We start from the raw sequence: 14,544 nt of genomic DNA on the forward strand, positions 1-14,544 counted from the left end.
AACTACCTCCCTTATGCAATTGTATTGTCTTTCGTTTCAAAATGTTTTCGAATTCCTTTTGCAAATCCTTCGTCCAATATCGCCAGAGATGCACGGAACTCTTTTCCCATTGCATGCCCTAAGGTATCTTTATCTGCGTAAAAATAAATTGGAACCTTATAAAATTCACACATATCACGAAATTTCTTTTTCGTGTTGTCCGACGCATCGTCAGCGACAATCACAAGAGCGGCTCTTCCCGACTTCACTTCCTTTTCTGTCATAAACTCACCGCTCACTGTCTTTCCTGCCTTAGTAGCAAGCCCGACCAGAGATAAAGCTTTACTCTGTATCAATCTCATTCATCTCCTTTTCCAGGCGCTCATACACTTCCGCAGGAATTGCCTGCTTAAAAGAACGCTCCAGCCCTTTGTTCTTCACTGCTTTCAAAAAACAAGCGTTTGAGCAGCACAGATAGGCGCCGCGCCCATTCTTTTTTCCGGTAGCATCCAATACAAATTCTTCTTCCGTAGTGCGCAGAACGCGCAGCATCTCTTTCTTCGGCTTCATCTCGCCGCAGCCAACGCATTTGCGCATCGGTATCTTCCTATTGCTCAATTATTCCACCTCTCATAAGGTTATTATTCATCTTCGGTCTCAATGAATTCTATTTCCTCATAGTCTTCAACGGACGGTTCTTCTGTATCTTCCACAAACGGTTCTTCATAGTTTCCTTCATACTCCTGCGGATACGCTTCCTCGTAACCGCCATCGTAGCCTTCTTCCATCATCGCCATCTGTTCCATATAATCTTCAGGAAGTTCTCCTGACTCAATTGCCTGCGTCTCACTCTTTATATCGATTTTATATCCGGTCAGGCGTGCAGCAAGCCTTGCATTCTGGCCTTCTTTTCCGATTGCCAGCGACAACTGGTAATCAGGTACGATTACACTTGCCGATTTTTCATCCGGATCCGCCATAACAGAAATCACCTTGGCCGGGCTCAGTGCATTTTCAATCAATAAAGCCGGGTTATCGCTCCAGTTGATAATATCGATCTTCTCTCCGCGCAGCTCATTGACAACCGCGTTGACTCTTGCCCCGTTCATCCCGACACATGCTCCCACAGGATCTACATTTTCATCGTTAGACCATACTGCCATCTTTGTACGTGATCCGGCTTCACGGGCAATGCTCTTGATCTCCACCGTGCCATCCTTTACCTCTGCCACTTCCGCCTCAAACAGGCGCTTCACGAGTTCCGGATGGGTTCTGGACACCAGGATCTTCGGTCCTTTCGGTGTGTTCTTGACCTCTACTACGTATAGTTTAATTCTTTCAGTCGGTTTAAATATCTCGCCTTTTACCTGTTCATTCTCCGTCAGCATAGCGTCTGCTCTTCCCAGGTTGATGCTGATATTTCTTCCCACATAACGCTGGACAATTCCAGTCACAATATCCTTTTCTTTCTCAAAATACTGATCGTACACAACCTTACGTTCTTCTTCCCTGATCTTTTGAAGAATAAGGTTCTTTGCATTCTGGGTTGCGATTCTCCCGAAAGACTTTGATTCAATCGGGATCTGCGCGATATCTCCGATCTGGAGAGCCGAATCAATCTGTTCCGCATCCTCCAGGCTGATTTCCAATGCCGGGTCAAATACTTCCTCAACCACTTCTTTTTCGGCATATACTGCATAATCACAGGTTTCGCGGTCCATGATCACCTTAATATTCTCAGCCGTCCCAAAATGGTTCTTACACGCACTGATAAGAGAATTCTCGATTGCATCCATCATTGTATCTTTACTGATGTTCTTTTCCTGTTCAAGAATATTTAATGCTTCCAATAATTCTGTATTCATTATTATTTCCTCCTAAATTAAAAATCCAAAGCCAAACGGATAAGCGCAATTTCACTTTTATCAAATACCTGTGTCGTTTCATCCTCATATTCTATCGTCACAGTGTCTTTGTCGTAATCCTTCAATATTCCAACGAATTCTTTCTGTCTGTTGATGGCCCGGTATGTTTTTATCTCGACCTCTTCACCCAGACTGCGTTTAAAATCTTTTTCTTTCTTCAGCGGCCTGCCCAGCCCAGGGGAACTCACCTCAAAAATATAAGTATCTTCAATATAATCCTTTTCATCCAGAATATCCGAGAACTTCCTGCTAACTGCCTCACAGTCATCCACGGTAATCCCCCCCGGCTTATCAATATAAGCACGCAGATACCACGTTCCGGCCTCTTTTACATATTCTACATCCACCAGTTCAAACCCGAACTCCGTAACAATCGGTATCATAAGTTCCTCGGTCTGCTGTTCATACTGTTCTCTTCTCGACACACTAAACTTCCTTTCTCTGCACTGTTTTTAATACTTATTGAACTGCTTATGTTCAACAAGGCAACAAAACTGTTATAATAAGCATTCCGGTCATAAGCGGTTTTGTATAAACTGCGATGCTGCATCTTAGCAACAAAGAAGAGTGAACTTTCGTTCACTCTTCTGCCGGGTTCCTTATGTAACTATCATTGAGTATAACACCTTTTTTTGGTAAATGCAAGGAAGATTTCAAGAAATAACACTGTCCTATTGGCTCCGAGTTACCATTCACGGCCCATAGGCCGCGCATAGTAACGGCTCCGATGCCGTGCAACAGGTACACACCACGGTCTGAACAGTGGCTGCCCATCATAAAATAAGTAACTCTTACAGTTCGAGCATTCTTTCCAATCTATCAACTCTAAGCTTTAAGCTGCCTATTTGATATGACCTGACTTCTGCTCTCAACTGGCTCATTTCTCTCTTTACTTCATGGTAATGTCTTGTACCAATCTCCTGTACTCTGTCTACTTCGGTAAGAACGTTGTTCTCAACTTCCCTTAAGTCGGCTTTGGTCGGCAGCTTAGAAATCACTTTCCATATGCAGGCTATATCGTCCTTCGTTGCCATATTTGCTATGTCGTCTTTCGTTGCCATATTCGCTATGTCGTCCTTCGTCGCCATATTCGCTATGTCGTCCTTCGTCGCCATATTCGCTATGTCGTCCTTCGTTGCTAAATTCATTTTAAATTCATCAAATTTAGCATCCATCATATCCGATATTGCATTTAATAATTCTTTTTCTACCATAAAATAACATCCTTTCGTCGTGATTTTATCCCTTAAATACGCCATATTGTTTGATAAACATACCTTGTACACCAACATATCTTATGTAATTACGCCGTTAGACTCCATCTATGTTTTGACATCCCAACGCAATTACCAGATCATATCCCAAGATCATAAAACAATTATAATATGTGCCGTATTTACAGACAAGCAGTTTGTAGTTCAATTTTATGGCAGTCGCTATAACGTGTTTGTATAAATCAAGTTCTAATTACGGCTCTTTGTCCCCTGAGTATCTCTTCTGGCCTGTCTCAGCCGGTTCAGTGTCACTTCTTTTTCACCATAGACAATCTTCTGTTCCGTTCCTTCTTCAAACAAGTACACGTTCTCCAGCTCATCTTTTTTCTGGAGCTTAATTCCTCTAACGCCAACCGCACCCTTCTTTTTCTCCGGGATTTCATCCGCCGGGAATCGCAGGAAATATCCTCCTTTTGTCTGGAGGACGATATTTTGGTTTTCGGTTACTACGCTGACATGAATCAGTGCATCTTCTTCCTGCAGTTTTGTGGCTGCTATGGTCCGCTTTGCCACCTGGAACTCCGTTCCTTCTACCTTTTTGATCATGCCCTGTTTTGTAGCAAACAGCAGTTTTGCGAAACGCATTTGTTCAGCATCACAGACCATGACGATCTGCTCCTCGCTGCTGGAATAGTTTGTCAGGTTATCAATCGGTGTCCCTTTGTCTCTGAACTTTCCGTAGGGCAGGTCCAGAACCTTGGCCTGATGCATTTTGCCCGTATCGGTGAAAATGCAGATTTTACCGGTGTTCATGCAGTGGACTACGTACTTATTCTCGCTGTCAGCCGCCTCTTTGTTCCGTTCGTAAGTAGTGACATCTATGGTTTTTGCATATCCAAAGCGATCCATCAGAAATACCACTTCCTGCTCTTCTATTTTCTTTTCCTCGAAAACTGCTTCCTCCGCGTTCTCGATTGCGGTGCGGCGTTTTCTGCCATATTCCTTCTTATAAGAATCCAGCTCTTCCATAATCAGATTTGCCATAGAGTCGTAATTGTTCAGTATGTCCTCATAGAGCATAATATTTTTCAGGGTCTCTTCGTGCTCTTTCTGAAGGGCCTCGATCTCCAGGCCGATCAGCTTGTAGAGACGCATTTCCAGGATTGCTGTCGCCTGACGCTCGGTGAACCTTAGAAGGGCGGCCATTTTTTTGGAAATACTTGACTTGAATTTGATGTTCTCGGTCACACCGCTTACCAGGCAGGCACGGGCATCCTTTACAGATTTACTTCCACGCAGGATCTCTATGATCAGGTCGATGACATCGCAGGCTTTGATCAGGCCTTCCTGCACTTCACTCTTTTCCTGCTCTTTGGCAAGCATGGTGGTGTACTTTCTCGTCATCAGCTCAAACTGGAAATCCACATGGTGTTCAATGATTGCTTTGAGTCCCAGCGTCTCAGGTCTGTCATTGGCTACCGCCAGCATGTTTACGCCAAAAGTATCTTCCAGCCTTGTCTTCTTGTAGAGCATGTTTTTCAGGTTCTCAACATCCGCCCCTTTTTTCAGCTCCAGTACAATCCGGATACCTTCTTTCGAAGACTGATTTGAAATGTCCACAATATCACTGGTTTTCTTGGACTCCACCAGCCCGCAGACATCATTCAGGAACTTTCCGATACCGCTTCCGATCATGGTATATGGGATCTCTGTTATTACCAGCAGCTTTTTACCGCCTTTTTGTTCCTCTACCTCTACTTTTCCCCGGACTTTGATCTTTCCCTGCCCTGTCTCATAGATGTTCAGCAGGTCATCTTTGTTGACGACAATGCCTCCGGTCGGAAAATCAGGCCCTTTAATGTATTTCATTAACTGTTTTGTGCTGATCTGGTCGTTCTTCATGTATGCTTTAACAGCATCCAGCACCTCACAGAGGTTGTGGGTGGGAATACTGGTTGCCATTCCCACTGCAATTCCCTCCGCACCGTTAATCAGGAGGTTGGGTACGCGCACCGGGAGCACAAGCGGCTCTTTTTCGGTCTCATCAAAGTTTGGCCCAAAATCGATAATATTCTTGTCCAGATCGCCCAGATAGGCCTCCTGGGTAAACTTGGCCAGCCTGGCCTCTGTATAACGCATGGCGGCAGCCCCATCCCCCTCGATGGAACCGAAGTTCCCGTGTCCGTCTACAAGAATCATCCCTTTTTTAAAATCCTGTGCCATGACCACAAGAGATTCGTATATGGAACTGTCTCCGTGGGGGTGGTACTTACCCATGGTATCGCCTACGATTCGGGCGCACTTCCTGTACGGTTTGTCATAACGGATCCCAAGTTCATACATGTCGTACAGGGTTCTGCGCTGCACCGGCTTCAGTCCGTCCCTCACATCCGGCAGGGCTCTGGCAATGATCACGCTCATGGCGTAATCGATATAAGATTTTTTCATAACCTCGGAATATTCGGTTCTGATAATCTGTGATTCACTACTGCTCATTCTCTATCTCCTCTTACCTATATATCAAGCTCTGCATCCGCAGCATTTTCGTAGATAAACATGCGGCGCGGCGGCACTTCCGTGCCCATCAGCATCTCCGTCACACTGGATGCCATCCGCGCATCCTCGATCTCGACGAGTTTGAGGAGCCTTGTCTCCGGATCCAATGTGGTCTCCCAAAGCTGCTGCGCATCCATCTCTCCCAGACCTTTGTATCTCTGCAGGGTAAATGGGCCTTCATGTGTCTTTCTGTATTTCTCCAACGCCTTATCGTCGTACAGATACTCTTCGTCGCCTTTCTTCGGCATGACCTTATAGAGGGGCGGCATTGCAATATAAACATGTCCCTCATAGATCAGTTCCGGCATAAAACGGTAGAACAGCGTCAGAAGCAGCGTGGATATATGCGCGCCGTCCACGTCGGCATCGGCCATGATAATGATCTTATCGTAGCGCAGTTTGGAGATATCAAAATCATTGCCGTATCCTTCGGAAAACCCACAGCCAAATGCGTTGATCATCGTTTTTATCTCCGCATTTGCCAGCACCTTATCGATGCTTGCCTTTTCCACATTCAGAATCTTGCCCCGGATCGGCAGGATAGCCTGGTAATTCCTGTCCCTGGCCGTCTTTGCAGATCCTCCGGCGGAATCTCCCTCCACAATAAATATCTCGCACTTTTTGGCATCCCTGCTTTCACAGTTCGCCAGCTTTCCGTTGCTGTCAAAGGAGTATTTCTGCTTAGTCAGAAGATTTGTCTTTGCCTTTTCCTCTGTTTTACGAATCTTAGCCGCTTTTTCTGCACAGGAAAGTACCGACTTTAAAGTTTCCAGATTTCTGTCGAAGTACAGAACAATCTCGTCTCCGGTTACTTTGCCGGTGGCTTTGGCAGCATCGGGGTTGTCCAGCTTTGTCTTGGTCTGCCCCTCAAATCTCGGATCCGGATGTTTAATGGATACGATGGCAGTCATCCCGTTACGGATATCTGCACCTGTAAAGTTGGCATCCTTCTCCTTAAGAATGCCTAATTCCCGAGCATACTGATTCATAACCGTCGTAAACGTGGTCTTAAATCCAGTGAGATGCGTTCCGCCTTCTGCATTATAGATATTGTTGCAGAATCCCAGAACATTTTCGTGGAATTCGTTCACATACTGCAGTGCGACTTCGACCTCAATTCCTTCTGATTCTCCTTTATAATAAATCGGCTCATGGAGGGTTTCCTTTTTCTGGTTCAGGTCCTTTATGAATCCGAGGATTCCGTCCGGCTCATGATAGACGATGTGCTCCGGTGATTCCTGCCTTTTATCGTCAAATATAATCGTCAGTTCCGGATTCAGGTAAGCCGTCTCGTGCAGACGGCTCTTAACCTCCTCGGCCCGGAACCTGGTCTTTTCAAAGATCGTATCATCCGGCAGGAAATTAATCTTGGTGCCGGTCTTTCTTGATTTCCCGATGACCGGAAGCAGACCATCCTTCAGTTCGATTACCGGAATCCCCCTCTCATATCTGTCATGGTGGATCTGGCCCTCCCTGCTGACCTGTACGTCCATATAGGCGGACAATGCATTTACTACGGAAGACCCCACACCGTGGAGGCCGCCGCTTGTCTTATAGGCAGAATCGTCAAACTTGCCCCCTGCATGCAGTGTGGTGTATACAATCCGCTCCGCAGACACCCCTTTTTTGTGCATACCGACAGGGACGCCCCGGCCATTATCCTCAATAGTGGCCGAGCCGTCCTTTTCCAGTGTGACATGAATCTGTGTACAGTAACCGGCAAGATGTTCATCAACAGCGTTATCAACAATCTCGTAAATCAGATGATTCAGACCTTTTGTTGAAACGCTTCCTATATACATACCGGGTCTTTTTCTGACCGCTTCAAGTCCCTCCAATACGGCAATACTGTCCGCATCATATGTATTTTTATTTCCCATGTGTCTCTCTCCTTTTTACATTCATTTCATATTATCACAAAATGTAGGGTTATTCAAATAAAAGTTATTCCGTCAGTACATGATGTAGTGTATCTGCCAGAACTTCCATGGCATTCATCATTTCTTCCACCGTATTTGTCTGTGCTCCCGCTTCAACCAAAAGGGATTTCGGTACCAGATGAAGGTTGTATCTGTAGCCCCCCAGATAGATATGTCTCGCGAATCCCGGATAATTGCTCTCGGAAGCAAGCTCCATCTGCAGGGAGAACGCCAGATTATCCTGTATATAAGGATTATAAAGGTAGGCGATGTCTCCATTTGTCCTGGTTCGGCTCAGCCCATTAAAATACATGATTTTCGCCGTCTGTTTTCCGTTTATCTCCGTGACCAGATGGGTGTCTTCCGCTACACCGTCCCGGTGAAGGTCTATGACTACCTCAACCGACGGATTTGCCTCCAGAATCGGACGTATGGATGCCTCCGCATTTTCATAGGCATTACTCCTGTCGAGCTGTCCATTGATAATATCATAAACACCGGTATCATGGATCGTCTCAATTCCTTTTTCATTTAAAAGTTTTGTCAGATACTCGCCCACTCCCACGATACTCGTATTCGTGTCCCCAGGCGTGGAGTCAACAAACGTTTCCTGGGAATGTGTATGGAATATCAGAACTTTGGGGCCGCCCGTACTCTGGTCTATCTTCATGCTTCTTCCCAGAAGATCATCCACATTCAGCTGCTCCGGCCCGATCATCGTGGTACTGTCCACGATATAAAAATTGCTGATCAGATAATCAAAATCCCGCAGCCTTTCAATCGACATGTCGATTGGGGACTGCCCCTGCTCCACGGAAGGTTCCTGAACTGCCGCCGTTTTGTTCCCTATCAGATTACCGTTTTCATCGATCATGTTCTCGTCATTGGCTTGATTTTCCAGAATCTTTGCGATCGTCTCCTCATCCTCCATCACAGAATCATAGGGCTGCTTCTGCTCCACATATTGTATCAGCGGGAGCCATGACATCGCATTTTTCTTGATCCACTGAACGGCCGTGGGTCCCGGATCCTCTTTCAGATAAGCCAGGCCTGGCATGTACATTTCCTCCGTATATTTCAAAACAGCCTCCTGGCTGTCGTATCTCCATTCCTTCATAATACCTTTTCCGCTCATGCAGAGCAGGCAGATACATGCTATCCCTCCGATGGCAGTAAGCACCACCCGTATGAATGCCGATTGCTTCATAAACCGCCTTCTTTCAAAAGTAAAACTCCAGTGACAGATGCAAGGGGGTCAGACCCCTCCGTCGGAGGGGTCTGACCCCCTTGCACACTTTCATATATATGAGCCTTGTTTCCTTATTATGCCTGCCCTGCATTGGTAAACAATATGTTCAGCCCCTCCGAGATGGTATAACTGATCTGCTTTACCATTTCATCTACGTCTTTCGGGGTCATAAACATTCCGTTCAGATGAGGGGAAATCAATTCTTTTACCAGCTCATACTTCTCCGCGGCGCTGTAAGTGCGCAGCACATCTCCCACGCCCTTCAACATTTCAGAGGTCTCCAGCGCGTTGATCAGATTCTCCATCGTGTCATTCACGATAGTTGCCGCATCAACAACCGTCGGAACACCAATACCAATTACAGGAACTCCCAGTGATTCCTTCGTCAGTCCATTGCGGTGGTTGCCCACCCCGGAGCCCGGATGGATACCCGTATCCGCGATCTGCACGGTTCGGTTCAGCCTTCTGCTGTTTCTGGCCGCCAACGCGTCTATGGCTATTACCAAATCGGGGCTGGTCTCGTCCACGACTCCTTTGACAATCTCTACTGTCTCCATCCCGGTCTGCCCCATGACACCCGGTATTATGGCGCTAACCAGATTGGCATGTTCCATTCCCATAGCATATTTCCCGTATTCTTTCACGATATGCCTCGTCACACATAAGTTCTCCACGACATATGGTCCAAGCGCGTCCGGCGTCACCTGACGGTTTCCAAGCCCTACGATCAGAACGGATAAGTCTTCTTTGTCAAGCAATCCCAGTTTCTCTATCAGTTCCTTAATGTAACCCGAAAGTTCTTCCGAGATCTCCCTGTGATACCCTTCATCCGGCACACCCAGATTCGGCGCCTCCACAGTAAGGTAAGTACCGACCGGCTTGCCCATGACCTTGGCGCCCTTTTCTGTCTCAATGCGTACCCGTGAAATACGTATTTCACGTTCCTCATCAAATTCCTCCTCGAGAACAACCCCCTGGACCTCCACGTTGTCTGATTCAAACCGTTCTTTCTCCTCAAGCGCAAGGTCAGTCCTAATACTATACTTTTCCACCATCTTCAAGTCCTCACTTTTCCATAACATCATTTGAATTTACAGGTAGTTTTTGCAATATTTTGAGAAATATGTATTGACAACCCTTGTTCCTTAGCATAAAATAAATGAGTATGTTCCGTTTAAACGTCCGTGTCCGATTTTAACGGAATTATGAATTCACTATTTGAAAATTTCACATATTTGGAGGTGTACAGATTGGCTAACATTAAATCTGCTAAAAAAAGAATTTTAGTTAACGAAACAAAAGCTGCAAGAAACAAATCAATCAAATCTAAAGTAAAGACATCCGTAAAGAAAGTTGAGACTGCAGTGGCACAGAAAGATGCAGCGGCTGCTAAGACAGCATTACAGGCTGCAATCGCTGAGATTTCTAAGGCAGGAAGCAAAGGTGTTTATCACAAAAACACAGTTGGAAGAAAAATTTCCCGCTTAACCAAAGCAGTTAACGACATTGCTTAATAGATAAAAGCAAGACATCCGCTCCCGTCAGGCGGGTGTTTTTTGTGATATAGGAAATCCCAAAGGAATTTCCTATATCACAAAAAACACCCGGGGGATACGCATGTATTAATAAAGGAGGCGCCCATACAATCATGGGCGTCTCCTTTCTGCGTCAATATTTCACTCTCAAAAAGATTTTCGTTCAGATTCATTCAATATCGCTGTTCTCCGCCCCGGACAGGCTTCCAGCCGCCTTTAAAGCTTCGAATACCCAAAACTATTAATAATGCCTTCCAACTTTTGACCGGCCTTGCACATCGGGCATTCATAGGACCTATACACATGATAGTCCGGCAGATCAGAGCTGGTAAAGATGGTCTTTACTTCCAATCCCGCCACCTTTGAGATCGCACTGAATACCGCACAGATCCCGCAGACCGTGCCCCCATAATAAAGCACCGACTCTATCGCCTGATAGGCAAGCGCCCCGGTTGCCAGGGAATCCGTGAGAATCAGCACCTGCTTTGCCTCAATCATTCTCTGATTGTTATCCCGAAACAGGATCTGCCCTGAGGAATCAAATTCCGGCGTTACGACAGAGATATTATTGCCGCCGCTCAGGGATGCATGCACGCTGTCCGACAAAGCCTCCGCCATAAATGCGCCGATCACTTCGGTATTCTTGAGGCAGACAATCGTGTCTATCAAAGTATTCGTCATGTATTCTGCCGCCAGCGTCCTGGCCGTCTCCCGTGCATTGTTGTGACGGGTCTTTACCGTGGACATATCAATATATGTATTCACATGGGAATGTCTCGTCGCAAAATGGCCGCTCATTATTTTAATGCGGGCTTTGGGATTCTTCGTTGACCGAAGATTGGATAGTCTTTCATCCATACTGTCATCTCCTTTCTGATAAAATAGAAAACATCCGTGTTATTGTTGTTTTTATTTTACCACACCGGCTCAAAATATGCAGTATAATGGTTGTATTTCAGGTAATTTTCTGAAAATATTATCGCTATGCACGGCCTATGTGCCGCGCATGATAACAAAATAGCACATAACCGTTCGGCCAGTCCGAAACTGTTATAACTTCGTTTCCTTTTTCTTTAAGGAAGGCCACACGGTAATCAGCATTGTCACGAAACTGGCCGTTCCGCCAATGACATTGGACACTGGCTCCGCCCAAAATACTCCCGCTGTTCCCAGATTTCCTATCAGCGGCAACAGTAGGGTCAGCGGAATTACAATGATTACTTTCCTGAACAGGGAAAAGAAGACCGCCTGCTTTGCCCTGTTCAAAGCCACATAAGTGGACTGCCCTGCAAATTGCAGTGACATCATGAAGATTCCGCAGAAATAGATCCGCATAGCAGGTATACCGGCTCTGATCAGTTCCTCCTCTTTTGTAAAAAGCCGCAGGAAAAATGCAGGCTCGAAAAAGAGAACCGCCCACATCAAAAAAGTAAATACAATCCCGCACCAGGACATGAACTTGATAGCCGACTTCACTCTGTCATAACACTCTGCCCCATAATTATATCCGATCACAGGCTGAGCCCCGGAAGTAAGTCCCATGATGGGCATTGTAATAATCTCCCGGACGGAATTGATTACCGTCATAATTCCCACATACAGATCCCCGCCATAGCGATGCAGCGTAGCATTGCATACGATCTGTACGGCCCCGTTCGTCACAGACATCACAAATCCCGATGTTCCCAGCGCCGTAATCTCCTTTACCAGTTTTTTATCCAGACGCATGGAGTCACGGTTCAGCTTCAAAATTGTCTTTTTACCCGTCAGAAAACGCATCACCCAAAAGGCAGAAAGCCCCTGGGATATCACAGTTGCAATGGCGGCTCCCCGGACACCCATCTGGAATACAAAGATCAGAATAGGATCCAGGATAATATTCGTGATTGCACCCAGAGTGACTGTCAGCATCCCGATCTTACCAAACCCCTGTGCATTGATGAAATTGTTCATCCCCAGGCTGATCATCACAAACAATGTTCCGCACAAATAAATGGTAATATAAGCATCTGCATAGGGAAATGTAACTTCACTTGCACCAAACAGATACAACAAAGGCTTTTTAAACAGCAGGCACCCAGCCATTAAAACCACTCCCGAAAGCAGGAGCATGGAAAAAGAATTGCCCATTACTTTTCTGGCCTTCTCCTCCTCATGGCCGCCCCGCGCAATCGAGCACAGCGGCGCCCCGCCCATTCCAAACAGATTGGCAAAAGCCATAATAATTGTGATCACTGGCAGCGCCAGGCCGATTCCCGTGAGCGCCTCCGCCGAGGTATGCGGGATATGGCCAATGTAGATTCTGTCCACAATACTGTACAGCACATTGATCAGCTGGGCCAGCGTCATGGGCAGTGCCAGGCCCATAATATTACGCGCAATACTGCCCTGGCTGAAATCATTCTTATCAGTCAAAAAAATCTCTCCTCGCCAAATTACAGTAACGGAAAACCCCGGCACGTCTTTAGAAACGCCGGGGTCTATATCCTATGATTACTATGCTGTCTCTTTGATTAGTTATTGATCAACTTATCTTCATCGCTCCAGCTGTAAAGTTTTCTTACTTCCTCACCGATCTTCTCTGCCGGATGTTCTGCTGCAAGCTTTCTCATTGCTCTGAAGTGAGCCTGGCCGCCTGCGTCGGACATATCAAGCAGGAATTCCTTTGCAAAAGATCCGTCCTGGATATCACTAAGAATCTTCTTCATTGCTTTCTTGGTATCTTCCGTGATAATCTTTGGTCCTGTTATGTAATCGCCGAATTCAGCCGTATTGGAGATAGAATATCTCATTCCTGCAAAGCCTGACTGATAGATCAGATCTACAATCAGCTTCATCTCATGAATACACTCGAAGTATGCGTTTCTCGGATCATATCCGGCCTCGGTCAGTGTCTCGAAGCCTGCCTGCATCAATGCGCATACGCCGCCGCAGAGTACTGCCTGCTCGCCGAACAGGTCTGTCTCCGTCTCTGTTCTGAACGTAGTCTCCAGTACGCCGGCTCTGGCACCGCCGATTCCCAGCGCATATGCAAGCGCTTTATCCAAAGCCTTGCCCGTTGCATCCTGCTGTACAGCCACCAAACAAGGTACACCCTTGCCAACCTGATACTCACTTCGTACTGTGTGTCCCGGTCCCTTCGGTGCAATCATAGTAACATCTACATACGGAGGAGGTACAATCTGGCCGAAGTGGATTGCAAAACCGTGTGCGAACATCAGCATATTGCCCTCTTCCAGATTTGGCTCGATATCTTTCTTATACATTGCAGCCTGTTTCTCATCGTTGATCAGAATCATGATGATATCCGCTTTTTTAGCTGCCTCAGCGGCTGTAAATACTTCAAATCCCTGTGCCTCTGCTTTTGCCCAGGACTTACTTCCTTCATACAGACCGATGATCACATTGCAGCCTGATTCTTTTAGATTCAGTGCATGTGCATGGCCCTGGCTTCCGTAACCGATAATTGCGATTGTTTTTCCTTCCAGCATCGAAAGGTTGCAGTCTTCCTGATAATAAATTTTTGCTGCCATCTTGATATTCCTCCTAATTCCTCTTTCATCAATGTGCTTTCGTGTGCATTAACTGATGATAAATTGCTTTTTATATGAGTTAAAGGCTGTCAGCCTCTAGCTTCCCGTCCCTATGTACTGCCTGTCAGTCTATAAATGTGACATCCTTGATCCCACGCGCAAGCCCCGTGATCCCCGTCCTTGCCAGCTCCAGTATCTCATAGCCGTCGAGCAGGTTCAGAAACGCTTCCAGCTTGGACTGGTTCCCTGTCAGCTCGATCATCATAGATTCCTTCTCAACATCAACGATCTTGGCCCTGAATATATCTGCGATGGAAATCACTTCCGGCCGCTGTGCTGCGCTGGCACGAACCTTCACCATGATCAGCTCCCTGTAAACGGATTCACCGTCCTTAAGAACCTTGATCTCAATAACATCCTCCAGCTTGCGGACCTGCTTTTCTATCTGGGACAGTATCAGTTCGTCTCCGCTTGCAACAACCGTAATCCTTGTGAATCTGGGATCGGCCGTCATTCCTGCCGTAATACTGTCAATACTGTATCCCCTTCTGCTGAAAAGCCCAGCAATCCTGCTTAGTACACCCGGATTGTTGTCAACCAGCAATGAAAAAACCTGTCTTCTCATATGCTTCCC

14 protein-coding genes are annotated in these 14,544 nt (G+C 46.3%); 1 reads left to right on the plus strand and 13 read right to left on the minus strand.

The window, feature by feature from the left end:
* Positions 1–11 precede the first annotated feature (11 nt).
* From BN1938_RS21340 to gpr, 9 genes are all read right to left on the minus strand, one after another.
* Entirely contained in the window at positions 12–335 is a 324-nt protein-coding gene (locus BN1938_RS21340; RefSeq protein ID WP_330377519.1) for a L7Ae/L30e/S12e/Gadd45 family ribosomal protein, read from the minus strand.
* Positions 322–576 carry an RNase P modulator RnpM gene (gene rnpM / locus BN1938_RS21345; protein ID WP_173020139.1) on the minus strand — a complete coding sequence of 85 codons (255 nt, stop codon included), beginning with the start codon at positions 574–576 and terminating at the stop codon, positions 322–324. Before rnpM ends, BN1938_RS21340 begins: the two co-directional genes overlap by 14 nt.
* A gap of 44 nt (positions 577–620) precedes the next feature.
* Positions 621–1,844, minus strand: a complete 1,224-nt coding sequence (gene nusA, locus BN1938_RS21350) for a transcription termination factor NusA (RefSeq protein WP_050642420.1) — start codon at positions 1,842–1,844, stop codon at positions 621–623.
* Positions 1,845–1,861: 17 nt separating this feature from the next.
* The gene (gene rimP, locus BN1938_RS21355; protein ID WP_050642421.1) at positions 1,862–2,329 is read right to left on the minus strand and encodes a ribosome maturation factor RimP; all 468 of its coding nucleotides are present in this window, start codon (positions 2,327–2,329) and stop codon (positions 1,862–1,864) included.
* Positions 2,330–2,695: 366 nt separating this feature from the next.
* Positions 2,696–3,163, minus strand: a complete 468-nt coding sequence (locus BN1938_RS23545) for a hypothetical protein (RefSeq protein ID WP_148487259.1) — start codon at positions 3,161–3,163, stop codon at positions 2,696–2,698.
* 204 nt (positions 3,164–3,367) lie between these two features.
* Complete coding sequence (locus BN1938_RS21365) at positions 3,368–5,614, minus strand: DNA gyrase/topoisomerase IV subunit A (RefSeq protein WP_050642423.1); 2,247 nt, start codon at positions 5,612–5,614, stop codon at positions 3,368–3,370.
* A 17-nt stretch (positions 5,615–5,631) separates the two neighbouring features.
* The gene (locus BN1938_RS21370; protein ID WP_050642424.1) at positions 5,632–7,554 is read right to left on the minus strand and encodes a DNA gyrase/topoisomerase IV subunit B; all 1,923 of its coding nucleotides are present in this window, start codon (positions 7,552–7,554) and stop codon (positions 5,632–5,634) included.
* 64 nt (positions 7,555–7,618) lie between these two features.
* A complete protein-coding gene (gene spoIIP / locus BN1938_RS21375; RefSeq protein ID WP_050642425.1) occupies positions 7,619–8,800 on the minus strand; it encodes a stage II sporulation protein P in 1,182 nt (393 codons plus the stop codon).
* 116 nt (positions 8,801–8,916) lie between these two features.
* The gene (gpr, locus tag BN1938_RS21380; RefSeq protein ID WP_050642426.1) at positions 8,917–9,897 is read right to left on the minus strand and encodes a GPR endopeptidase; all 981 of its coding nucleotides are present in this window, start codon (positions 9,895–9,897) and stop codon (positions 8,917–8,919) included.
* Between the two features lie 195 nt (positions 9,898–10,092).
* Here gpr and rpsT point away from each other — a divergent pair, with 195 nt between their 5' ends.
* Positions 10,093–10,356 carry a 30S ribosomal protein S20 gene (gene rpsT / locus BN1938_RS21385; protein WP_025657602.1) on the plus strand — a complete coding sequence of 88 codons (264 nt, stop codon included), beginning with the start codon at positions 10,093–10,095 and terminating at the stop codon, positions 10,354–10,356.
* A gap of 237 nt (positions 10,357–10,593) precedes the next feature.
* Here the strand turns inward: rpsT and BN1938_RS21390 are convergent, their stop codons facing one another.
* From BN1938_RS21390 to ilvN, 4 genes are all read right to left on the minus strand, one after another.
* Positions 10,594–11,235, minus strand: coding sequence for a type I phosphoribosyltransferase (locus BN1938_RS21390; protein WP_025657603.1), 642 nt, complete (start codon positions 11,233–11,235; stop codon positions 10,594–10,596).
* A gap of 192 nt (positions 11,236–11,427) precedes the next feature.
* On the minus strand, positions 11,428–12,792 hold the full coding sequence (locus BN1938_RS21395; protein ID WP_087148793.1) for an MATE family efflux transporter: 1,365 nt from the start codon (positions 12,790–12,792) through the stop codon (positions 11,428–11,430).
* Between the two features lie 98 nt (positions 12,793–12,890).
* A complete protein-coding gene (ilvC, locus tag BN1938_RS21400; RefSeq protein ID WP_050642427.1) occupies positions 12,891–13,910 on the minus strand; it encodes a ketol-acid reductoisomerase in 1,020 nt (339 codons plus the stop codon).
* A 124-nt stretch (positions 13,911–14,034) separates the two neighbouring features.
* Complete coding sequence (ilvN, locus tag BN1938_RS21405; protein WP_050642799.1) at positions 14,035–14,535, minus strand: acetolactate synthase small subunit; 501 nt, start codon at positions 14,533–14,535, stop codon at positions 14,035–14,037.
* Between the last annotated feature and the right edge of the window lie 9 nt (positions 14,536–14,544).

Source organism: Eubacterium sp. SB2 (genome assembly GCF_001244405.1).
GTDB lineage: Bacteria > Bacillota > Clostridia > Lachnospirales > Lachnospiraceae > Faecalicatena > Faecalicatena contortus_B.

Bases quoted from the DNA above. Each gene is read 5' to 3' on its own strand.
- spoIIP (WP_050642425.1), bottom strand. From the start codon at position 8,800: ATGAAGCAATCGGCATTCATACGGGTGGTGCTTACTGCCATCGGAGGG.
- BN1938_RS21370 (WP_050642424.1), bottom strand. From the start codon at position 7,554: ATGGGAAATAAAAATACATATGATGCGGACAGTATTGCCGTATTGGAG.
- BN1938_RS21365 (WP_050642423.1), bottom strand. From the start codon at position 5,614: ATGAGCAGTAGTGAATCACAGATTATCAGAACCGAATATTCCGAGGTT.
- ilvC (WP_050642427.1), bottom strand. From the start codon at position 13,910: ATGGCAGCAAAAATTTATTATCAGGAAGACTGCAACCTTTCGATGCTG.
- rnpM (WP_173020139.1), bottom strand. From the start codon at position 576: ATGCGCAAATGCGTTGGCTGCGGCGAGATGAAGCCGAAGAAAGAGATG.
- BN1938_RS23545 (WP_148487259.1), bottom strand. From the start codon at position 3,163: ATGGCGTATTTAAGGGATAAAATCACGACGAAAGGATGTTATTTTATG.
- gpr (WP_050642426.1), bottom strand. From the start codon at position 9,897: ATGGTGGAAAAGTATAGTATTAGGACTGACCTTGCGCTTGAGGAGAAA.
- BN1938_RS21390 (WP_025657603.1), bottom strand. From the start codon at position 11,235: ATGGATGAAAGACTATCCAATCTTCGGTCAACGAAGAATCCCAAAGCC.
- ilvN (WP_050642799.1), bottom strand. From the start codon at position 14,535: ATGAGAAGACAGGTTTTTTCATTGCTGGTTGACAACAATCCGGGTGTA.
- nusA (WP_050642420.1), bottom strand. From the start codon at position 1,844: ATGAATACAGAATTATTGGAAGCATTAAATATTCTTGAACAGGAAAAG.